Source organism: [Enterobacter] lignolyticus SCF1, from assembly GCF_000164865.1.
Lineage (GTDB): Bacteria > Pseudomonadota > Gammaproteobacteria > Enterobacterales > Enterobacteriaceae > Enterobacter_B > Enterobacter_B lignolyticus.
The window spans coordinates 1,918,614-1,939,181 of record NC_014618.1; the positions used below are offsets into that span (position 1 = coordinate 1,918,614).

Here is a 20,568-nt window from a genome sequence, read left to right on the forward strand (position 1 = left end):
GCCGCAGGGGTTTTATCCCTGAGAACAGGCACTGGAGTGTTTTTATGGTACTCTCAGGGATATTTGTCCGCTCCGGTTATTGAAATGCAGCAAAACCCTTCTCGCACCACACAGACTTCGCAGACGTTCGAACAGCCCGCCGCCGATCCGCTGGCGCTGCTCGCGCAGCTTCAGGGCATTTACGACGTTAAAACCCTGGTGGCGCGGCTGAATGCCGTCGGCGAGCAGCACTGGAGTCCGGCCATTCTGAAACGTGCGGTCGATATCGGAAAAATCGCCACCCGGGCAAGCGAAAACGAGCTGGCTCATCTCCAGTCGCTGCTACCTGTACCGCCTGCGAACCATCCGGACTACGCGTTTCGCTTTATCGATCTTTTTGCCGGTATCGGCGGTATTCGCCACGGATTTGAAGCCATTGGCGGGCAGTGCGTGTTCACCAGCGAGTGGAACAAACACGCGGTGCGAACCTACAAGGCCAACTGGTACTGCAGCCCGCAGGACCATCAGTTTAATGACGATATCCGCAGCGTTACCCTGAGCCACCAGCCCAACGTGACCGACGGCGAAGCGGCTGAGCATATCCGCGGGGTCATCCCTCAGCACGACGTGCTGCTGGCGGGCTTTCCCTGCCAGCCGTTTTCGCTGGCGGGAGTCTCTAAAAAGAATGCGCTTGGACGCGCCCATGGCTTTGCCTGCGACACCCAGGGCACGCTGTTTTTCGACGTCGCCCGCATTATTGATGCCTGCCGTCCGGCGATCTTCGTGCTGGAGAACGTCAAAAACCTTAAAAGCCATGACGGCGGCAAAACGTTCCGCATCATTATGCAAACCCTCGACGCCCTGGGCTATGACGTGGCCGACGCCGCCGAGATGGGCGCCGACGACCCGAAAATTATCGACGGCAGGCACTTTTTGCCGCAGCACCGCGAACGCATCGTGCTGGTCGGTTTTCGTCGGGACCTGAACCTGCATCAGGGGTTTTCCCTGCGCGCGCTGCCCGGGCTCTATCCGGCGCAGCGTCCGACCTTTGGCGAACTGCTGGAGCCCACCGTCGACGCAAAATTCATTTTGACGCCGGTGCTGTGGAAATACCTCTACCGCTACGCCAAAAAGCACCAGGCCCGGGGGAACGGCTTCGGCTACGGGCTGGTCGACCCCACTAACCCCGACAGCGTCGCCCGTACGCTCTCGGCGCGCTACTACAAAGACGGCGCGGAGATTCTGATCGATCGCGGTTGGGATAAGGCATTAGGCGAACGGGATTTCGACGATCCGAACAATCAGCGGCGTCGTCCGCGTCGGCTGACGCCGCGCGAGTGCGCGCGGTTAATGGGGTTTGAAGCGCCGCAGGGCTATCAGTTCCGTATCCCGGTTTCCGACACCCAGGCCTATCGCCAGTTTGGCAACTCGGTGGTTGTCCCGGCGTTTGCGGCGGTGGCGAAACTGCTGCGTTCGCGTATTCTGCAGGCGGTTGCGCTGCGGGGCGAAGAGAAGCGCCATGGCGGACGTTCATAGCAAGGCGACGCGCAGTAAAAACATGCGGGCCATCCGTACGCAGGATACCGCGATCGAAAAGCGGCTGGCGGCGCTACTGACCGAAATTGGCTTCACCTTCACCGCCCAGGAGGCCAGCCTGCCGGGGCGGCCCGATTTTGCGCTGGCCGACTACCGCTGCGTTATCTTCACCCACGGCTGCTTCTGGCACCATCACCACTGCTATCTCTTTAAGGTTCCGGCGACGCGAACCGCGTTCTGGCTGGAGAAAATTGGTAAAAACGAGCGACGGGACGCGCGCGACATCGCGGCGCTTGCCGCAGACGGCTGGCGGGTGCTGGTGGTGTGGGAGTGCGCCCTGCGCGGGCGGCAGAAGCTCTCAGACAAAGCGCTAGCGGAACGGCTGGAGGAGTGGATCTGCGGCGGGGGGGCCAGCGCGCAGATCGACACTCAGGGGATGACCCCGTTAATCATTACTCCTCAGACCGGCACGGCTTAGCCGTCGCGCGAACCGGGAACAGCGTTTTGCCCAGGGTGACCAACACCACGGCGAAGATGATTATCCCCAGCGCCAGCCACTCGACGCCGGAGAGCGACTCGCCGCCGAAGCTGGTGCCGAGCAGCACCGCCACCACCGGGTTGACGTAGGCGTAGCTGGTGGCGACCGCCGGGGAAACGTTGCGAATCAGATACATATAGGCGTTAATGGCAATCAGCGAGCCAAAAACCGCCAGATAACCGACCGCCAGAAAACCCGACAGCGTCGGCCACTGCGTCATGCGCTCGCCGGAGAGCAGCGACGCGCACATCAGCACGATCCCGGCCGCCAGCATCTCGACCGCCCCGGCCATCATCCCCGTCGGCAGCTCAATGCGCGACCCATATACCGAACCAAACGCCCAGCTGATAGAGCCGATGAGTATCAGCAGCGCGCCCCAGGGGTTGCCGCTGAGGTTGCCGCCGCTGTTGAGCAGAATAATACCCGCCAGACCGATGGCGATGCCCAGCCACTCCAGTTTACGGGTGTTGATGCCAAAAAGGCGGCTGAAGCAGAGGGTAAACAGCGGCACGGTCGCTACCATGACGGCGGCAATTCCCGAAGGAACGTGCTGGTGTTCGGCGATCGTCACAAAGCCGTTGCCTACCGCCAGCAGCAGCACCCCGATTAAGCACGCGTTCAGCAGCGGCCTGCGTGCGGGCAGCTTGTGGCCCGTTAACAGCAAAAAGCTCATCAGCAAAATGCCCGCCGAGAGGAACCTGACCCCCGCCATCATCATCGGCGGCCAGCTGGCCACGCCAATGCTGATGGCGAAATAGGTCGAACCCCAGATGATATAAAGTGCAAACAGCGCTCCAATGAGCGGTAACAATTGTCTGACGCGCATACGTCCTCATGGCAAAATAAGAAGGGCACATATAGTTAACGGTAAAACTATCCGTCTGGCGAGTGCTTTAATTGGTGGCTGCAGGGCTATTTTGATTGACATGCGGTGGCTGTGGCATGCGCTGCGTTTTGCTGCATACTCAGTGGTATACCGACACTTTTTGAAAGGAATGCGATTTTGGCAGGAAGTAGTCTTTTAACACTCCTCGACGATATTGCCACGCTGCTGGATGATATCTCGGTGATGGGGAAGCTGGCGGCGAAGAAAACGGCGGGGGTGCTGGGCGATGACCTGTCGCTCAATGCGCAGCAGGTCTCCGGAGTGCGTGCCAACCGGGAGCTGCCGGTCGTCTGGAGCGTAGCGAAAGGCGCCTTTATTAATAAGGTGATCCTGGTTCCGCTGGCGCTGCTGATCAGCGCGTTTATTCCCTGGGCCATTACGCCGCTGCTGATGCTGGGCGGGGCATTTTTGTGTTTCGAAGGGGCAGAAAAAGTGCTGCATAGCCTGCAGGCGCGCAAGCATCAGGAAGATCCTCAGGCCCGTCAGCAGCGGCTTGAGGCGCTGGCGAATCAGGATCCCAGGGCGTTCGAGCGCGATAAAATCAAAGGGGCTATCCGTACCGATTTTATCCTGTCGGCGGAAATCGTGGCGATTACGCTGGGCGTGGTGGCGGCGGCGCCGCTAGTCAATCAGATAGTCATTTTGTCCGGTATTGCTATCCTGGTGACCGTCGGCGTCTATGGCCTGGTCGGTATAATCGTCAAGCTCGACGACATGGGATACTGGCTGGTGGAGAAACGAGGTCCTCTGGCGCAGGCGGTCGGTAAGGGGCTGCTGTTTATTGCGCCCTGGCTGATGAAGGTGCTGTCGGTTGTCGGCACCCTGGCGATGTTCTTAGTGGGCGGGGGGATCGTGGCGCACGGCATCCCGGCGCTGCATCATGCTATTGAGGCAGCCGCGGTCGGGTCCGCGGTGTCATGGTGGCTTCCGACGCTGCTGAACCTGGTACTGGGTTTTATCATTGGCGCCGTGGTGGTGGGGATTGTGAAGGCGGTATCGCGGGTGCGCGGTGGCGTCCATTAAAAAACGTCTGGCTGTTGGGCAACGCCGCGGGTGACATTTATGATGATATCGTCACTCTCAGTATCGGGAGATGATGACGACCGCGGCGACACTGTTTCGGGTTTTGAGGGGACTTACAGGGAGTGCCTGTGTCACACGTTGTAAAGGTGGATAGCCTTCAGTGGCTAAATACGCTCAGCTGGCGCAACAATCCCGTGCGGGTGGTGAGTCTCTGCTTTTTTGTGGTGCTGGTCTTTTCGACGCTGCTGGCCTGGCGCGAGGTGGTGGTGCTGGAGGAAGCGTATATCTCCAGCCAGCGCAACAGCCTTGAAAACGTCGCCAATAAAATGGATGCGCAGCTGCAGGCAAATCTGGATGGCCTGAAGTTCTACCGCAACGGCATGCAGGCGGCGCTGCAAACGCCGCTGGCCTTTAGCGGGCTGCGCGGAGCGGCCGAGGCGTTCATGCAAAGGCGCCAGCAGCCCCAGTGGTCTGTTGCCCTCGATAATCGCCGGACGCTGCCCGTCTATGGCGTATCTGATGATTTCATTGCGCAAAGCGCGCTGCTATCGCGCGATAACCCAAGGCTGAGCAACGAGCTGACCGCGACGCTTGAGGTTGGTTATCTCCTGCGCTTATCCACCTCCGTCAGGCGCGTTGCGCAGCGGGTGCTGTACGTCTCCCGCGCCGGTTTCTTTCTGACAAACCCGTCGATAACCGACCCTAAAGACACAATAGAGCAGTACTACGCGCTGGTGACCAGCCCATGGTTTACCAGCCAGACGCAGCGCAATAACCCGGGCCGCGGTTTTCGCTGGCAGCCCCATGCCCCGGACAGCAATGTGCAAAGCGTCGCGGTTTCGCTGCCGGTGGATTACGATCATTACTGGTACGGCGTGCTGGCGATGGAGTTTTCGCTGCCGCAGATCAAACGCTACCTGGTGGTGGCGTCGGAAGGCGAGGAGGAGGGCGAATATCGGCTGTACGATCGCCGGATGAACCAGATAACCTCGCTGTTGACCGATGGCGTCATCGCGACATCGCTGACGGACCCGGACAAAGCGCAGATCGCCCATGCGTTTGAGCATGATACCCGCGGCGGTCTCCGTCTGGACACGCGCTATATCAGCTGGCAAAAGCTGCAAAATTTCGACGGCGTGCTGATCCGCGTCCATCATCTGCAGGAGGGGCTGCGCGGCGAGTATGGCAGTATTTCAATGGCGCTGGGCGTGCTGTGGATCCTGTTTACCTCGATGCTTATTCTGGCCTGGGTGGTTATCCACCGGATGGTGAATAACATGACGGCCCTGCAAAAATCGCTGCAGTGGCAGGCGTGGTACGACGGTCTGACGCGTCTGTTCAATCGCGGGACGCTGTTTGAGCGGGCGAATACGGCGATGAAGTCGTGCCGGGAGCAGCAGAAGCCCATCGCCGTCATTCAGATGGATCTCGACTGTTTCAAGAGCATTAACGACCGCTTTGGCCATCAGGCCGGCGATCGGGTGCTGGCACATACCGCCGGGCTTATCAGCAGCCGGATTGGCAGCGCGGACCTTGCCGGGCGCGTGGGCGGCGAGGAGTTCTGCATTGTGCTTCCCGGGGCGACGAAAGAAGCGGCATGCCTTACCGCGGAGCGTATCCGCGAGCGAATCAACAGCCGGGAGCTGCTGCTGGGTAAGGGCGTTATGCTGCGCATTAGCGCCTCGTTTGGCGTCAGCGGTAGCGATGAAAGCGGCCAGTACGATGTGGAGTTCCTGCAGTCGGTGGCGGATAAACGCCTGTATCAGGCGAAACAGGACGGGCGCAATCGCGTTTGCTGTAGCGAACCGCCGCCAGCGGAATGAAAACCTGGAAGGCGGGGGGATTTCCTTACCGTAACGGCAACCTGCAGACAACCCCCCTGAATTTATCCATAAGTTTGACGAATAATTCTTGTCATGCAAAAAAATTGCGGATAATGTCATACCCGCATCAGATTTTCTGGTGTAACGAATTTACAAGTGCTTCTTGCTCTGGCAAGTTTCTGCCCGGCCCTGATGGACCGGGCTTTTTCTTATCATCAGCGGCCAATCTCAGACACGCTGAAGTCGTGAATATCCAGTTCGAACGCGTCCGCCAGGTCACGCCAGGTATGGTATTCGCGACCGTCGACGCTGACATGCTGTAGATCGTCGCCCGCGCGTCTGACCTCGCTTTCGCTGATTTCATTTATCGCCGCCAGCAAGGCATCAACATCGACATTGACCTCGCGTTTGGCAGTGTCGCTGTACTCTTTGGCAGGTTTCATCAGTGGTACCTCTCTGTGTTACCCTTTTAAGTATATACCCATCGCTTTACAGGGCGCTGCTACGCGGGCGCTTTTGTTCTACACTGGCTGAAGTAAAAGACAGGAGACAGATGTATGCAGGTAAACGATCGTGTAACGGTCAAAACGGATGGCGGGCCGCGTCGCCCCGGTGTCGTGCTGGCGATAGAACAGTTTAATGAAGGGACCATGTATCTGGTGTCGCTGGAAGACTATCCGATGGGCATCTGGTTCTTTAACGAGAAAGGGCACCCCGACGGAATCTTTGTCGAAAAAGTCGAATAACATTTTGGCACACTGGCAATGTCATATTGCCAGTGTGCTCGCCGGTCAGCGCATGTTTACGTAAATACCGGTCGTAACATTATCCGTCAGACGCACAACATGGTATATGACTTGCTTATTATGCGTTTTTATCTTCTTTTTAATATTACCTTTATGTGATGATACCGTTTTTGCCTTAATATTCATCTGGTCGGATATTTGAATAGTATCCTGGCCAGACATCCACATTCGCAGCATGCTGGATTCCGTGCGGCTTAGCGACAGCGTCGGGATGTTAATGTTGCTGATGCCGCCGCTCTCTTTTTGCAGATAATCGGCCAGCAGATCGTCCAGCGATTGCGGGGTGATCGATTTTGAGCTTATTAACAGATTTTTCCGAACCAGCAAATACTCGTCAAAATGGATGTTCGCTATCGCCATAAATACAATAAACAGTGTCCTGGGGTGTTGATTAATGATCTGCTTGATATGCTGACTGCTCTCTGCGTCGTGGATAAAACAGTCTTCATTAATGAACACAACAGACGGATGCTGCGTATCGCAGGCTTTCTCAAGCTCGCTCACACTGTCGACATCGCCGATATCACGCTTTTTAATCCCCCGGCTTGTCAGGTACCCGGTCAATCCCAGTCGGGTGTAACTGCATATATCCATAATAATCGTTGACATGGCATACCCTCACTCAATGCATAACGATAATTAGCTCTTGCCGGCTAACGGAAAATCCAAAAATAAATTTATCAAGAGCTAACAATCAAGCGTCCATAACTATCCCGTAAAGTTATGTATAATTTGCCAGGAATCTTCCCAAAGTAAAGTGAATGTTATGTAATGTGAGGTGCATAAAAACAATTAATCCGCGCCAGATATATCCTGGTATATGTTTTTCGATTCTTATTTTGAGAATTTCCTTAGATTAACACTGCCGGTGTTAAGGAGAAGAAACTTTAGGCAGTTCGCTGATAATATCCGCCAAAAGATCGAATATTTCGCTGAACAAATGCTCGCAGAACGGCGCAATAAGCGGCATCAGCGCCGACATCAAAATAAGGCCGACGGTAAGCGTGATAGGGAAGCCGATAACGAAAACCGAGAGCTGCGGCGCCATGCGGTTAAGCATGCCCAGCGCCAGGTTAATGGTCAGCAGCAGGGTGATAACCGGTAGCGCCAGCATCAGCCCGTTGAGGAAAATAAGCCCCCCGGCGCGCGACAGGGCGAGGAACGCGTTGCCGTTGAGCGGCAAGCCGCCGATCGGCAGGGTGTGGAAGGTGTCCACCAGCAGCGAGATGAGCCACAGGTGGCCGTTAAAAACCAGAAACAGCAGCATCGCCAGCATATCCATGATGCGCGCCAGCACCGGCATGCTGAGGTTGCTGCTGGGGTCCACGAAGGTGGCAAACGAGAGCCCCATCTGCAGGCCGATGATTTCGCCAGCGGTACGTATCGCCGCAAACGCCAGCTGCATGGTAAAACCCAGCGCGATACCTATCAGTATTTGCTGTATCGCCAGCCATAGCGCATTGGGTGAAAATAGCGTGACGTCGGTCGGCGGCAGCGTCGGGGCGACGATCGCGGTAATGATAAAGCCAAGGCCGAGCTTCACCCGCTTCGGCACCGTTTTTTCGCTGAGGATAGGCGCCGTGGATACCAGCGCTAACACGCGCAGCAGCGGCCAGAAATAGAGGCTCAGCCAGTGCAGCCATTGATCGCTGGTGAGATGCAGCATCGGCGGTTATCCGATGATGTAGGGCAAATTGCTGAACAGCGTACGCACGTAATCGAGCAGCAAATTCAGCATCCACGGCCCGGCGATGATGATGGCCACGAACACGGCGATGATCTTCGGAATGAACGACAGCGTCATTTCGTTAATCTGCGTCGCGGCCTGCAGAATGCTGATAATCAGGCCGGTAATCAGCGCGACCAGCAGCAGAGGGGCGGCGAGGGCCAGCGCGACTTTCATCGCCTCCGTGCCCAGCATCATGACCGATTCAGGCGTCATTGCGCGGCTCCTTAACTGTAAAAGCTCTGCGCCAGCGAACCGACCAGCAGCTGCCAGCCGTCCACCAGAACAAAAAGCATAAGCTTAAAGGGCAGCGCAATGGTTGCCGGGGGCACCATCATCATCCCGAGCGCCATCAGCACGCTGGCGATAACCAGGTCGATAATCAAAAACGGAATGAAGATGGTAAAGCCTATCTGGAACGCGGTTTTCAGCTCGCTGGTCACGTAGGCGGGCAGCAGAATGCGCATCGGTACCGCTTCCGGCCCCTGAATCGGTTCGCTGTGGGATAAGCGGGCGAACAACGCCAGGTCGGCCTCGCGGGTCTGGCGCAGCATAAATTCGCGCAGCGGCTGAGCCCCTTTGTCGATAGCCTGTTCCAGGGTGATTTTATTGTCGTTAAACGGCTGGTAGGCGTCGGTGTAAATTTTATCAATAACCGGCGACATAATAAAAAAGGTCAGAAACAGCGCCAGCCCCAGCAGCACCTGGTTTGGCGGCGCAGAGGCGGTACCGAGCGCGCTGCGCAGCAGGCCGAACACGATGATGATGCGGGTGAAGCTGGTCATCATCAGCAGGATTGCCGGCAGGAAGGTCAGCGAGGTGATAAAGACCAGCGTTTGCACCGGCAGCGACCAGCTCTGGCCGCCCCCCGGCAGCGGCTGGCTGACCAGTCCCGGCAATTGGGCGAACGCGGCTGGCGACAGCAGCAGCAGGGCAGCAAGCGAAAGGGAAAGCAAACGGCGCATCAGGATCTCCCGGAACGCTTGATAACGGATTTCATCAGGGACGAAAAATCAGGGGCGGGCGCTTTCGGCGCCTCGGCTTCGGCAGGCGCAGGCGGTAGCGTGTGCAGCAAAGACACCTGGCCTGCGGTTACCCCAAGCACCAGGCGAGCATCTTCAACGTCAACAATCACCACGCGCTCGCGCTGGCCGATAGCGGTACTGGCGCTGACCTTCAGGCCGCGCGCAGCCGAATGTTTCACGCCGCCCAGGCCAAAACGTTTGGCAAGCCAGGCGGCGGCGAAGATCAGCAGAATAACGCCCAGCAGCGCGCCGCTGACTTCCAGCAGCGGCGAGCCCGGCATTGGAACCGGCTGGGCGACGGCTGTCTCCGTTTTCATCTTAGCGGCTCAGGCGACGCATGCGTTCGGACGGCGTAATAATGTCGGTGATACGCACGCCGTACTTATCGGCGACCACCACCACCTCGCCCTGGGCTATCAGGTAGCCGTTAATCAGGATGTCCAGCGGTTCGCCCGCAAGGCCGTCAAGCGAGACCACGGAGCCCTGGGTCAGGCGCAGCAGCTCTTTGATGGTCATCCGGGTGCGGCCGAGTTCGACGGTCAACTTGACCGGAATATCCATGATTAAATCGATATCCTGCAGCGTACCGCTGACGTCGCCGCCGCCTAACTGCTGGAAGACCGCATCGGCGGCGCTTTTGCTGCCCGTCGTTTTCTGTTCGTTTAACGCCTCAGCCCACAGATCGTCCATCGCTCCGTTTTCATCGGACGGATTATTCATATCACTCATTTGGGCTGTTCCTCATTCAGCGAGTTCAAAATCGGGTTGATTAAATGCTCTACGCGCAGTGCGTATTGACCGTTAAGCGTGCCGTACTGGCTGGTCAGCACCGGTACGCCATCCACGTGGGCAATAATGCGATCCGGTTTATCTATCGGTAACACATCGCCGGGCTGGAGCTTCAGGATCTGCGACAGGCGCAGGGAGATATCGGCAAAGTTTGCCACCAGCTCAAGCTCGGAATGCTGGACCTGGCGCACCAGGTTTTCACGCCAGTTCTGGTCTTCGCTGCGGGAGTTTTCCAGCGGCGGGTTAACCAGTACTTCGCGCAGGGGTTCAATCATGCTGAACGGCAGGCAAATGTTGAATTCGCCGGTCAGGTTGCCGATTTCGACGTGGAACGGCGTATTGACCACGATGTCGTTAGGCGAGGTGGTGATGTTGGTAAACTTCACCTGCATCTCGGAACGGACATACTCCACTTCCAGCGGGTTAATCGCTTTCCAGGCGTCGCTATAGGCTTCCAGCGCCAGCTTCAGCATGCGGTTGATAACGCGCTGCTCGGTATGGGTAAATTCGCGGCCTTCCACTTTGGTCGGGAAACGCCCGTCGCCGCCAAACAGGTTATCCACGGCAATAAACACCAGGCTCGGTGAAAACACGAACAGCCCGGTACCGCGCAGCGGCTTTAGGTGGATAAGGTTAAGGTTGGTCGGCACCGGAAGGTTACGGGCAAACTCATGGTATGGCTGAATACGGATAGCGCCGACGGTGATATCCGGACTGCGTCGCAGCAGGTTAAACAGCCCCATACGGAACTGGCGCGCGAAACGCTCGTTGATAATTTCCAGCGCCTGCAGGCGCTCACGCACCACCCGACGCTGGGTATTCGGATCGTACGGGCGGATGTCGGTTTCGCCACCGGCGCCCGCCTGCGGCTCGTCGCTCTGCTCGCTGTCGCCATTGAGCAGCGCGTCGATTTCGGCCTGAGAAAGAATGCTGTCGCCCATGGAATTACCGCAAAATGAAAGCTGTGTACAGAACGTCAGTCACCTGTTGGCCAGGCTGACCTGTCACCAGCGGCGGCGCCAGCGTGGCTTTAATGGCATCCACCAGCTTTTGTTTCCCGGCGTCGGTCGCCAGCTGAGCGGCGTCCTGACGGGAGAACAGCAGCAGCAGGCGGCTGCGGACTTCCGGCAGATATTCGTTCAGACGCGTACGGGTGGCTTCATCCTTGAGACGCAGCGTAATGCCGACATACAGCACGCGATCGGCGTCGCCCAGGTTAACCGTGAACGTGTCCAGCGCCCAGAATACCGGAGCGGGCGGCGGCGGCGCTTCTTTCGGCGCGCTGGCGGAAGGTTGTTGCTGCATGCGCCAGTAGCTGTAGCCAGCGGTGGCGCAGGCGGCGAGCGTCACCAGCACCAGCAGCGGGATCCAGATTGAACGCTTGCTTTTCTTTGTGATCGCGGAGTCTGTCATCTGATACGGCTTTCCTGTTTTCGGTATAGCTGTTTGGTACAGCGTATCGAATGATTATCCCGTCTTAGATGCTGGTCAAAGCGTGGAAAAGACGGGAATTATCATGCTACCTCTGGCGTTAGGCGAAGATGTCGACGGCGCCAGCGCCGCGTGCGGCAGATTGCAGCGAGGCCGGAACGCTTAGCGCCTCTTCGTCATCGGCATTAAACGCGCCGCCTTCAGCCGGGCGGTGCGATGGCTGCTGGCCGAAGGAGGAGGACTGCTGCTGTTGGCCGGTAAAACCGTCGCCGCTGATATTGCTCTGCGCGAGCTGAATACCGTTATCGGCCAGTTGGGTGCGCAGCACCGGTAGCGCGGCTTCCAGCGCGGCGCGGACGTGGCTGTGCGGCGAGACCATCTGCAGCTGCGCCTGGTTGTCATCCAGCTTCAGCGTGATGTTTACCTGGCCCAGATGCTCAGGGTGCAGCTTAAGCTCAGCGGTCTGCTGGCCCTGGCGGGTGAACAGCGTGATGTGCTGACTGATGTTCTGCTGCCATTCCGGCGTACCGAGCTGCGAATTCACCGTCACAACCGGGTGGGTGTTGATACTGGCCGTGGCGTTACTGATGACCGGCGTGGGCGCCATCGCGGGCGCTGCGGGCGATGGCGTACTGTCGCTATCGGCTTTCGCCGCGGCGGCGGCAACCAGCGGTGTGGCCGCTTCCTGCGCTGCGCCGTGGCTCACGGTCTGGCCCTTATCGGCGCCGGCATGCGCCAGCGGCAGCGGTTTATCATCGCCAGGCTGTCCGAGCGGCGCGGTGGCGATAGACGATGCGGCCAGTCCTGCGGCTGAGGCGGTCTGAAGGGCGCTGGCGGCGGCAGGCGTCACGGCTGCGGGCGCCGTTGCGGCGGTCGCGGTATGCGGCAGCATCGCCATCAGCGCGCTAAGCCCAGCCAGCTCTTCATTGCTGAGCGTCGGCTGGTCATCCTCTTTGGCGACCTCTTTGCTCAGCTGTTTCGCCGCATCGCCCTTAATACTGACCGGCAGCTGGCTAAGTAACGTCTGCGCATCGCTCAGCGCGGTAAGATCTACCTGCTGGCTGTCGTCGGCGCTCTGCTGCGCCAGCAGCTGGTTAAGGGTATTTTTGATGTCCCCCTGCGGCAGCTGGCGACTGGCTTCCTGCAGGTCGGCCAGCGACAGCGCGGGTTTTCCGTCTTTGGTCGTGACCGCGGCGCCGGACAGCGCCCCGGTCAGCAGGGCGAGAAAATCCTGCGCGCCGTTGTCGGCTTTGGCCGTCAGCCCGGAGGCGGTAAGATCGGTATCGCTGACAACAAGTTTCGGCAGAGTGATCATTCGGGTTTCCTTAAGGTTGCTCGCTGGGCAAACTCATCCATTTTCTTTTGGTCGAGACGGTTTTCCGCCAGCAGCGCGGCGGCGGCCTGTCTGTCCTGTAGCGTTTGCCATGCCTGCAAACGCTGTTTCTTCTCACGCCAGACGTTGAGCGCCATGTCGACTTTACTGCTCCACTGCGCTAACTGCTGGCGATGCTGCTCAATGGCTTTATCCAGGGTCTGAATAAACTGCTGGTAGTTATGCCAGCGCAGGCTGGCTATCCCCTGGGTCATGTCGCTGTTCAGGTTATTCTGATATTCAAACTGGTAATCCATCAGCATTTTCAGCTGCTCTTGTGCGTGCTGGCAGCCGCGCCGCATTTCACCCAGCGTCAGGGCCGCGTTTTCGACCTCTTTTTCCGCGAGTTCTTTTAGCGTAGCTAATGCGCCATGTTGCGCCATGATGGTCGCTCTCCTGCGTTATCAGACCGACGGGAAGATGAGCTCCAGTGCCTGCAGCGAATCTTCCCAGTCGGCTTTCTCAAAAATACCCTGTTGTAAAAAGGCCTCCAGCTGCGGCCATAACGCGATGGCTTTATCGAGCATCGGATCGCTGCCTTTGGCATAGGCGCCGACGCTGACCAGGTCACGGTTACGCTGGAAGCTGGAGAGCAGTTGTTTAAAGTTACGGACCCGGGCGTAGTGCTGCTCGGTGATAAGCGCGGTCATCGCGCGGCTGATAGAGGCCTCGATATCGATAGCCGGGTAGTGACCGGCCTCCGCAAGGCGTCGGGATAATACGATATGCCCGTCAAGGATGGCGCGCGCCGAGTCGGCGATCGGGTCCTGCTGATCGTCGCCTTCCGTGAGGACGGTATAGAACGCGGTGATCGACCCGCCGCCGGAAATACCGTTGCCCGCGCGTTCCACCAGCGCGGGCAGTTTGGCGAATACCGACGGGGGATAGCCTTTGGTGGCGGGCGGTTCGCCGATCGCCAGCGCTATTTCACGCTGCGCCATCGCGTAGCGGGTCAGGGAGTCCATAATCAGCAGCACATGCTGGCCCCGGTCGCGAAAATCTTCTGCGATACGGGTCGCATAAGCGGCGCCCTGCATGCGCAGCAGCGGCGACACGTCCGCCGGCGCGGCGATCACCACCGAGCGAGCGCGGCCGTCGGCGCCGAGAATGTTCTCGATAAAGTCTTTAACTTCGCGACCACGCTCGCCAATCAGGCCGACGACGATCACATCCGCCTGGGTGTAGCGCGCCATCATGCCGAGCAGAACGCTTTTACCCACGCCGGAGCCGGCGAACAGCCCCATGCGCTGACCGCGTCCGACGGTGAGCAGGGCGTTGATCGGGCGCACGCCGGTATCGAGCACGTGCTCGATGGCGGTTCGCTGCAGAGGGTTGAACGGCGGCGTGATAAGCGCCCCGGTTTCGGTGGTGTCCGGCGCCGGAAGGCCGTCCAGCGGCTTACCGCCGCCGTCAAGCACGCGGCCAAGCAGCGCCGGTCCGAGCGGCAGCTGTTTGCCGCTCTGCAACCCTTCCCCGCAGGCGTTTCGCGCATAGACGCGCGCGCCGGGCAGGACGCCTTCCACTTCTTCGAGCGGCATCAGGAACAGGCGGTGGCCGTTAAAACCTACGACCTCGCTTTCGACTTCGCGAACGTCGCCGTTTTCCAGCCGTTCGATAATACAGGTGGCGCCCAGCGGCAGCTGCAGCCCGGTGGCTTCGAGCACCAGCCCGGTGGCGCGCGTCAGGCGGCCGTAGCGACGAACCGACGGCAGCTGCGCCATTTTGGTTTCGAAGTTATCAAGGGCGGTAAGCCAGCGGGTCAGTCGGGCGGTCATTACACCACTCCCGGAGCGGCCAGACGGCACAGCTCCTGCCAGCGGGTGGCGACGCTGGCGTCCAGATCGCCTTCGTCCGCGGAGACTTTACAGCCGCCAGGATGCAGCGTCGGGTCGCCGCGCAGCCGCCAGCCGTGCAGGCTGAGGGTGGCGCCGAGCATCTCTTCGACGCGCTGTAAATCGTCAGGATGCACGCGCAGCTGCGGTTTACCGCTAAACAGCGGCTCCTGCTGCAGCAACCCCTGGATTTGCTTGATCAGGGCGCTGTTGTCGACCGTCGGGGCATGGCCAATCACCTGGCGCGCGGCCTCCAGCGCCATCTGCATCAGGCGCGAGGCAATCACGCTGTCCAGCGCGTCAAGGGTATACTGGAACTCGCTGACCAACTGCTGCATGCGGGCGTGAATCGGCGCCTGCTGCTGCTGGGCCTGGGCGAGACCTTGCTCCTGGCCCTGAGTCAGCCCTTCCTGATAGCCCTGGGCGTGACCCGCGGTCCGCCCTTCGTTCATTCCGGCGTTATATCCCTGCTCGTGGGCCTGCATTTGCAGCTGCGCCAGCTGCTGCTGGAGCTTTTGCTCTTCGGAAAGGACGTTTTCCTCCTCACTCTCTACGACGGGCTCATGCTCGCTGTAGAGGGGGGCAAACGCCTGAAGAGGAGGGGCCAGATCGTCAGGCTGCCAGACCTTCCACGGCGTGGTATCAGACATAGGTGTCGTCTCCGCTGCCGATTACCATCTCGCCGGTCTCCGCCAGACGACGCACGATAAGCAGGATCGCTTTCTGTTCGTTTTCCACCTGCGACAGGCGTACCGGACCTCGGTTGGCCAGGTCGTCGCGCAGGATATCCGCCGCGCGCTGGGACATGTTGCGCAGGAACTTCTCGCGCAGCGGCTGTTCGGCGCCCTTGAGGGCGATGAGCAGCGATTCGGAGTCCACTTCCTGCAGCAGGCGCTGGATGCTGCGATCGTCGACTTCGACCAGGTTCTCGAACAGGAACATTTCGTCGATAATTTTCTGCGCCAGCTCGCCGTCGAATTCGCGCACGGCGGTGATAACCGCTTCTTCCTGCTGCGTTTTCATCAGGTTGATAATTTCTGCCGCCGTTCTCACGCCGCCCATTTTGCTGCGCTTGAGGTTCTGGCCGTCGAGCAGGTTGTTGAGCACTTCGGTCAGCTCCGCCAGCGCGGCTGGCTGTACGCCGCCGAAGGTAGCGATACGCAGCATCACGTCGTGGCGCAGACGCTCGTCGAACAGCGCCAGAATATCCGCCGCCTGACCGCGCTTGAGGTGCACCAGGATGGTGGCGATGATCTGCGGATGCTCGTCGCGAATAAGGTCGGCGGCGCTCTGCGGCTCCATAAAGTTGAGGGTTTCGATACCGCTGGTGGTTTCCCGGGTTTCGAGAATATCTTCCAGCAGGCTCGAGGCGCGCTCTTCGCCCAGCGCCTTGACCAGCACCGAGCGCAGGTATTCGTTAGCATTGACGTTGAGCGCTGCATACTGTTCGGCTTCCTGCTCGAATTCGGCCAGCACGTCGGTCAGCTGCTTATTCGATATCTGCCGCACGTTGGCCATCGCCGCGCTCAGGGTCTGTACTTCGCGGCTGTTGAGGTGCTTAAACACCTCTGCCGCGCGGTCTTCGCCGATGGTCATCAGCAGGATGACGCTTTTATCCGTTCCGCTTAGGGTATTACTCATGATCGTTACTCATCCACTGGCGAATGACCAGCGCGACGACGCGCGGATCGTTATCTGACATTTCGCGAATGCGCTGGCTCATCACCTCAGCGCTCAGGCGCTGGTTGGTGCGGCGCTGCTGATGCTGTTCGTCTTTGCTAAGACGCACTTCCACCGCGTCGGCCATTTCACGCTGAACACGCGCTTCTTCCTGGGCGACTTTGGCCTCTTCCTGACGGCGCGCCAGCTGTGGGCGTATCGCTTTGCGCCACAGCAGCCAGGCGACAATCAGCACCAGCAGCCAGCGTCCGGCGGACATCAGCTGGTCGATGAACGACTGCTGTTTCCAGAACGGCAGTTCGCCACCGGTTTCGTCGCCCGCGCTGAACTGGGAATTGACCACGTTGAGGGTATCGCCGCGCTTATCGGAGTAGCCCATGGCTTCGCGGGTCAGATCCTCAATCTGCTTCATCTGGTCGGCGGTCAGCGGCAGCGGCTTACCGTCCGGCAGGTTTTTATAGTTCACGACCACCGCAACCGACAGGCGCTGTACGTCGCCGATGTTCGTTTTGGTATGGCGAATGGTGCGATCGACTTCGTAGTTGCTGGTCTCGTTACGCGAGGTATTGCGCGGACCGCTGGCGTTAGTTGTGCTGGTGGTCTGCTGCTGACCGTTGTTCTGGTTCGCCGGCGGAGTGGAGATTGGCGCGTTTGGCGCAGGCGCCGGTGAGTTAGACAGCGCGCCCGGCACGCCGCCCGGATACGGGCTGCCGATCTGCTCGCTTTCATTCACCTGACGGGAGCGCAATACGGCCTGGCTGCTGTCGCCGTTCGGGCGATACTGCTCTTCGGTCTGTTCTTTATTGTCAAAATTGAGCTGCGCGGTGACCTGCGCGTGCACGTTACCGTTGCCGACGATAGGCGACAGGATGGTTTCGATGCGTCGCTGGATGCGGCCTTCTACGTCCGAAGCATATTTCAGCTGGGCGTCGTTCAGGTCGCGGGCGCCGGTGTTGGACTGCGTCAGCAGATGACCGGCCTGGTCGACCAGGGTGACGTTGCCCGGCGGCAGGCCGGCGACGGCGCTGGACACCAGATGCACCACGGCCGCGATCTGCCCTTCATCGAGCGCGCGGCCAGGTTCGAGATTTAAGGTGACGGAGGCGGAAGGCAGCTTTTGCTCCCGCACAAACAGCGAAGGTTTGGGCATCGCCAGGTGAACGCGGGCGCCTTTTACCGGCCCCAGCGTCTCAATAGTGCGCGCCAGCTCGCCTTCCAGGGCGCGCTGGTAGTTGACCTGCTCGCTGAACTGGCTGATGCCGAATTTTTCCTGATCGAGCAGCTCAAAGCCCACGGCGCCGCCTTTCGGCAGCCCCTGCTGGGCGAGCCGCAGGCGCAGTTCGTGGACCTTATCCGCCGGAACCTCAATCGCGCCGCCGCTGTCCGCGAAGCGATAGGGGATGTTCATCTGCTGCAGCTGGGTGACAATAGCGCCGCCGTCCTGGTCGGAGAGGTTGCTGAACAAGGTGCGATAGTCCGGGCTTTTCGCCCACAGCACGAGTGCAACGATAATGGCGACCGCAGCGGCGCTGGCCACCATAAGCGGAATCTTCGGGTTCGCGCGCAGGCGACTGACCCACTCTGGTAGTTTTGTTTGTGGCGTGGTCGTAGCTGTGGCGCTCATTGCGCACCTCGTAAATCCTGGCCGATGGCGTTAAACGTGTACAAAAACAAGGCAGACTCCCGGTCGGCAAACTTAAACTGATAGCCATGCCATTATTTGTGGTTCGGGGATTTTCTATGGGTCAAATAGCCAGATTTTTTACCTTTAATTAGCGCCTTTATCTTATTGACAAGCTGTTAATCTCACTGCCCATGTAACACATCAGGGGATTAACATGGCAATTCAGGGTATCGAAGGGGTACTGACGCAGATGCAGGCGGCGGCCAATGTCGCGCGCAATCAGCAGGTTGACGAGCAGCCGGGCATCAGTTTCGCCGGTCAGTTGAATGCGGCGCTCGATCGCATCAGCGACACGCAGAACAGCGCCCGCGCGCAGGCGGAAAAATTCGCCATCGGCGAGCCGGGCGTGGCGTTGAACGATGTGATGACCGACCTGCAAAAATCATCCGTGTCTTTGCAACTCGGTATTCAGGTGCGCAATAAGCTGGTGACCGCGTACCAGGAGATGATGGGCATGCAGGTGTAATCAGGACGTTTTCCCATCGAATAATACGGCTGATTATTCTTATACGCGTGATAACGATGTTATTACGCGTATGTATTGTCTGATGTTCCTTTCCTGCTTTCATGGACGATTTACCCTCCTTTCGCACTGAAATTCACCTTGCAGATTATTTGACGGAAGAAGAGGATACTCTTTCTTTTCCGAACAAAATTATGACGGTAATGAAAAAGATAATACTGATAGCAATCTGCCTGGTGTCCGGATGTACTGGGATGTCGCATAGTCGTGATGATGTAAAAGCAGCGGCGCCCGAACGTGGTCCGTATGCAGGGAAAACGTCGCATACGGCCCCAGTAATAACGCCTGCTGTGTCGTCTTATGCCGCGGCGGTGAGAGATGAAATTACAAAACACTTTTTTGACGTAAAACGTTATCGGGGAAAAGTGTGTTCTCTCCGGTTATCAATGGAGCGAAACGGCACAGTGAATAGCGTGAACACAACGGGGGGCGATCCGAAGGTCTGCGAGGCCGCCGTTAATGCGGTAAAACTCTCGACATTGCCGCCTGTTCCTGACGAACAGACGTACAAAGTATTTAAAAATGTCGCGCTGGATTTTACACCATAACGTACCTTTGCGCGCTGACCTTTAAACGGCGCTCCAGGGAGAAAGGCTGGCGGAGTTAATCCGTTAATGCCACAATATTTTTTTCTCCGTTTGCAGGATGAGTGATGAAGAAAATTGCAATTATCGGCGCACTGCTGGCGCTGACCGGCTGTGTTCAGGTGGATAACTACAAGGATGTGGTCAAACATCCCGCGCCGTCAGGCTTAAGCGGCGTCTGGCAGTCCGAAGGGCCGCAAAGCGCCATGGTAAGCCCGGAGGCAATCGCGACGCTGGTGGTCACCAAAGAAGGGGATACGCTGGACTGCCGCCAGTGGGTCAGCGTACATGCGGTGCCTGGTAAGCTGATGCTGAACAAAGACGATATGTATAACGTGACGGAAAAGCGTGATGTTTATTTGATCGAGCGCGATGGCGACCGCATTAGTTACGACCGGATGACCCTCAAGCGCGTGGACCACCCAACGCAGGCGTGTGCGGACTACCTGAAAAAGCACCCATTAGTAAGCGCAGGGAAGTAAGCGAATAGCCCCGGCGTCAGAAACTTGCCGGGGTTTCGTTGCGCTCAGGTGCCGGGCGCATCGAGACTATCCTGCGGCACCAGCACATGGCCGCCCTGTTTGCCGTAGGCGGTGAGCACCGATTTTTGGATGGAAGATTGCCCAACCAGCCTGGCTAACTCGTCCATCCGCGCCTGCAGTAAGCGTTTTATCTCACTTTCATTGTCGAGGATCTGTCTCAGTACCGGGCGAAGGTGCTCCTGAGCCTGTGATAACGACGCATTTTCTTGCGTGAGTTGAACGACCGTTTGCACCGCACTGACATAGTCCATCTCACAGGCGATCAATTCATCCCATAGCCCTTCAGAGGCAAGCCGCAGCATAACCTTGCTTTGCTCCAGTAACTGCTGATACGTGGTATACAGATGCGGTGCGTTACTCATTTAGATGGCGTCCTGAATCAAATTGGGCGTGTTGGCAACTTCCTTCCATGCATCAGCAATATTACGCAGAAGATGCTCAACTTCCTCAATAGCGGAAACATCATTATGCAGATTAGCGTGCAAAAGGCGCCTGACCATATACGAATAAAGTGCGATCATGTTTTGCGTAAGCTCATCATCGCTTTTTTCATCCAGTCCGACCTTGAGACCATTCTCAATAATATTGATAGCCTTTGAGAGGGAAAGGCCTTTTCCCTCTGTATTACCGTCCTGCATAAACAGGCGTGCGCGCACAAGAGCGCTGAGCGCGCCATCAAACAACATAGTGACTAACTGCTGTTGGCTGGCGCTCATCACTGCGCTTTCTACTCCAATTTTTGCGTAGGCCTGCGTGCCTTTTGCGCCGTACATGGTGTCTCCTAAGCGT

26 protein-coding genes are annotated in these 20,568 nt (G+C 58.3%); 8 read left to right on the forward strand and 18 right to left on the reverse strand.

Features of this window, described 5'->3' with window-relative positions; translation table 11 throughout:
* The first annotated feature begins 84 nt into the window (after positions 1-84).
* Both ENTCL_RS08935 and ENTCL_RS08940 read left to right on the forward strand, forming a co-directional pair.
* Positions 85-1,515 (forward strand): DNA cytosine methyltransferase, encoded by a 1,431-nt coding sequence (locus ENTCL_RS08935; protein ID WP_044611927.1) that lies wholly within the window; start codon positions 85-87, stop codon positions 1,513-1,515.
* Entirely contained in the window at positions 1,499-1,993 is a 495-nt protein-coding gene (locus tag ENTCL_RS08940; RefSeq protein WP_013365789.1) for a very short patch repair endonuclease, read from the forward strand. The genes ENTCL_RS08935 and ENTCL_RS08940 overlap by 17 nt, the downstream gene beginning before the upstream one ends.
* Here ENTCL_RS08940 and yedA read toward each other — a convergent pair.
* Positions 1,968-2,879 carry a drug/metabolite exporter YedA gene (gene yedA / locus ENTCL_RS08945; protein WP_013365790.1) on the reverse strand — a complete coding sequence of 304 codons (912 nt, stop codon included), beginning with the start codon at positions 2,877-2,879 and terminating at the stop codon, positions 1,968-1,970. The genes ENTCL_RS08940 and yedA overlap by 26 nt on opposite strands.
* A 177-nt stretch (positions 2,880-3,056) precedes the next feature.
* On the opposite strand from yedA, the gene ENTCL_RS08950 reads away from it, so the two are divergent.
* Entirely contained in the window at positions 3,057-3,962 is a 906-nt protein-coding gene (locus ENTCL_RS08950) for a DUF808 family protein (RefSeq protein WP_013365791.1), read from the forward strand.
* Between the two features lie 128 nt (positions 3,963-4,090).
* Entirely contained in the window at positions 4,091-5,785 is a 1,695-nt protein-coding gene (gene dgcQ / locus ENTCL_RS08955) for a cellulose biosynthesis regulator diguanylate cyclase DgcQ (RefSeq protein WP_013365792.1), read from the forward strand.
* Positions 5,786-6,000: 215 nt separating this feature from the next.
* On the opposite strand, the gene yodD is transcribed toward dgcQ, so the two are convergent.
* Positions 6,001-6,228 carry a YodD family peroxide/acid resistance protein gene (yodD, locus tag ENTCL_RS08960; protein WP_013365793.1) on the reverse strand — a complete coding sequence of 76 codons (228 nt, stop codon included), beginning with the start codon at positions 6,226-6,228 and terminating at the stop codon, positions 6,001-6,003.
* Between the two features lie 114 nt (positions 6,229-6,342).
* Between yodD and dsrB the strand changes: the two genes are divergently transcribed.
* Positions 6,343-6,531 carry a protein DsrB gene (dsrB, locus tag ENTCL_RS08965; RefSeq protein ID WP_013365794.1) on the forward strand — a complete coding sequence of 63 codons (189 nt, stop codon included), beginning with the start codon at positions 6,343-6,345 and terminating at the stop codon, positions 6,529-6,531.
* Positions 6,532-6,576: 45 nt separating this feature from the next.
* On the opposite strand, the gene rcsA is transcribed toward dsrB, so the two are convergent.
* The 14 genes from rcsA to fliF all read right to left on the reverse strand — a co-directional run bounded on the left by rcsA (position 6,577) and on the right by fliF (position 18,070).
* Positions 6,577-7,200, reverse strand: coding sequence for a transcriptional regulator RcsA (gene rcsA, locus ENTCL_RS08970; protein ID WP_013365795.1), 624 nt, complete (start codon positions 7,198-7,200; stop codon positions 6,577-6,579).
* Between the two features lie 262 nt (positions 7,201-7,462).
* Entirely contained in the window at positions 7,463-8,257 is a 795-nt protein-coding gene (gene fliR, locus ENTCL_RS08975) for a flagellar biosynthetic protein FliR (RefSeq protein WP_013365796.1), read from the reverse strand.
* A gap of 6 nt (positions 8,258-8,263) precedes the next feature.
* The gene (fliQ, locus tag ENTCL_RS08980; RefSeq protein ID WP_013365797.1) at positions 8,264-8,533 is read right to left on the reverse strand and encodes a flagellar biosynthesis protein FliQ; all 270 of its coding nucleotides are present in this window, start codon (positions 8,531-8,533) and stop codon (positions 8,264-8,266) included.
* A gap of 11 nt (positions 8,534-8,544) precedes the next feature.
* Positions 8,545-9,282, reverse strand: coding sequence for a flagellar type III secretion system pore protein FliP (gene fliP / locus ENTCL_RS08985; RefSeq protein ID WP_013365798.1), 738 nt, complete (start codon positions 9,280-9,282; stop codon positions 8,545-8,547).
* Positions 9,282-9,659: a flagellar biosynthetic protein FliO gene (gene fliO, locus ENTCL_RS08990; RefSeq protein WP_013365799.1), complete on the reverse strand. Its 378-nt coding sequence runs from the start codon at positions 9,657-9,659 to the stop codon at positions 9,282-9,284. Before fliO ends, fliP begins: the two co-directional genes overlap by 1 nt.
* A 1-nt stretch (position 9,660) precedes the next feature.
* Positions 9,661-10,071, reverse strand: coding sequence for a flagellar motor switch protein FliN (gene fliN, locus ENTCL_RS08995; RefSeq protein WP_013365800.1), 411 nt, complete (start codon positions 10,069-10,071; stop codon positions 9,661-9,663).
* Entirely contained in the window at positions 10,068-11,072 is a 1,005-nt protein-coding gene (fliM, locus tag ENTCL_RS09000) for a flagellar motor switch protein FliM (protein WP_013365801.1), read from the reverse strand. Before fliM ends, fliN begins: the two co-directional genes overlap by 4 nt.
* A 4-nt stretch (positions 11,073-11,076) precedes the next feature.
* Entirely contained in the window at positions 11,077-11,544 is a 468-nt protein-coding gene (fliL, locus tag ENTCL_RS09005; RefSeq protein ID WP_013365802.1) for a flagellar basal body-associated protein FliL, read from the reverse strand.
* A 118-nt stretch (positions 11,545-11,662) separates the two neighbouring features.
* Positions 11,663-12,877 carry a flagellar hook length control protein FliK gene (gene fliK, locus ENTCL_RS09010; protein WP_013365803.1) on the reverse strand — a complete coding sequence of 405 codons (1,215 nt, stop codon included), beginning with the start codon at positions 12,875-12,877 and terminating at the stop codon, positions 11,663-11,665.
* Positions 12,874-13,317: a flagellar export protein FliJ gene (gene fliJ / locus ENTCL_RS09015; protein ID WP_013365804.1), complete on the reverse strand. Its 444-nt coding sequence runs from the start codon at positions 13,315-13,317 to the stop codon at positions 12,874-12,876. Before fliJ ends, fliK begins: the two co-directional genes overlap by 4 nt.
* A 21-nt stretch (positions 13,318-13,338) precedes the next feature.
* Positions 13,339-14,709 (reverse strand): flagellar protein export ATPase FliI, encoded by a 1,371-nt coding sequence (fliI, locus tag ENTCL_RS09020; protein ID WP_013365805.1) that lies wholly within the window; start codon positions 14,707-14,709, stop codon positions 13,339-13,341.
* Complete coding sequence (fliH, locus tag ENTCL_RS09025; protein ID WP_013365806.1) at positions 14,709-15,416, reverse strand: flagellar assembly protein FliH; 708 nt, start codon at positions 15,414-15,416, stop codon at positions 14,709-14,711. Before fliH ends, fliI begins: the two co-directional genes overlap by 1 nt.
* Positions 15,409-16,407: a flagellar motor switch protein FliG gene (gene fliG, locus ENTCL_RS09030; RefSeq protein ID WP_013365807.1), complete on the reverse strand. Its 999-nt coding sequence runs from the start codon at positions 16,405-16,407 to the stop codon at positions 15,409-15,411. The genes fliH and fliG overlap by 8 nt, the downstream gene beginning before the upstream one ends.
* Positions 16,400-18,070, reverse strand: a complete 1,671-nt coding sequence (gene fliF, locus ENTCL_RS09035; protein ID WP_013365808.1) for a flagellar basal-body MS-ring/collar protein FliF — start codon at positions 18,068-18,070, stop codon at positions 16,400-16,402. Before fliF ends, fliG begins: the two co-directional genes overlap by 8 nt.
* A 214-nt stretch (positions 18,071-18,284) precedes the next feature.
* Here fliF and fliE point away from each other — a divergent pair, with 214 nt between their 5' ends.
* The 3 genes from fliE to yedD all read left to right on the forward strand — a co-directional run bounded on the left by fliE (position 18,285) and on the right by yedD (position 19,719).
* The gene (gene fliE / locus ENTCL_RS09040) at positions 18,285-18,596 is read left to right on the forward strand and encodes a flagellar hook-basal body complex protein FliE (protein WP_013365809.1); all 312 of its coding nucleotides are present in this window, start codon (positions 18,285-18,287) and stop codon (positions 18,594-18,596) included.
* A gap of 101 nt (positions 18,597-18,697) precedes the next feature.
* Entirely contained in the window at positions 18,698-19,201 is a 504-nt protein-coding gene (gene tolA, locus ENTCL_RS22885) for a cell envelope integrity protein TolA (protein ID WP_013365810.1), read from the forward strand.
* A gap of 104 nt (positions 19,202-19,305) precedes the next feature.
* Complete coding sequence (gene yedD / locus ENTCL_RS09045) at positions 19,306-19,719, forward strand: lipoprotein YedD (RefSeq protein ID WP_013365811.1); 414 nt, start codon at positions 19,306-19,308, stop codon at positions 19,717-19,719.
* Positions 19,720-19,763: 44 nt separating this feature from the next.
* Here yedD and fliT read toward each other — a convergent pair whose 3' ends face one another.
* Together fliT and fliS are read right to left on the reverse strand one after the other, a co-directional pair.
* The gene (gene fliT / locus ENTCL_RS09050) at positions 19,764-20,141 is read right to left on the reverse strand and encodes a flagella biosynthesis regulatory protein FliT (RefSeq protein WP_013365812.1); all 378 of its coding nucleotides are present in this window, start codon (positions 20,139-20,141) and stop codon (positions 19,764-19,766) included.
* Entirely contained in the window at positions 20,142-20,552 is a 411-nt protein-coding gene (gene fliS, locus ENTCL_RS09055; RefSeq protein ID WP_013365813.1) for a flagellar export chaperone FliS, read from the reverse strand. It abuts the gene before it with no gap.
* Between the last annotated feature and the right edge of the window lie 16 nt (positions 20,553-20,568).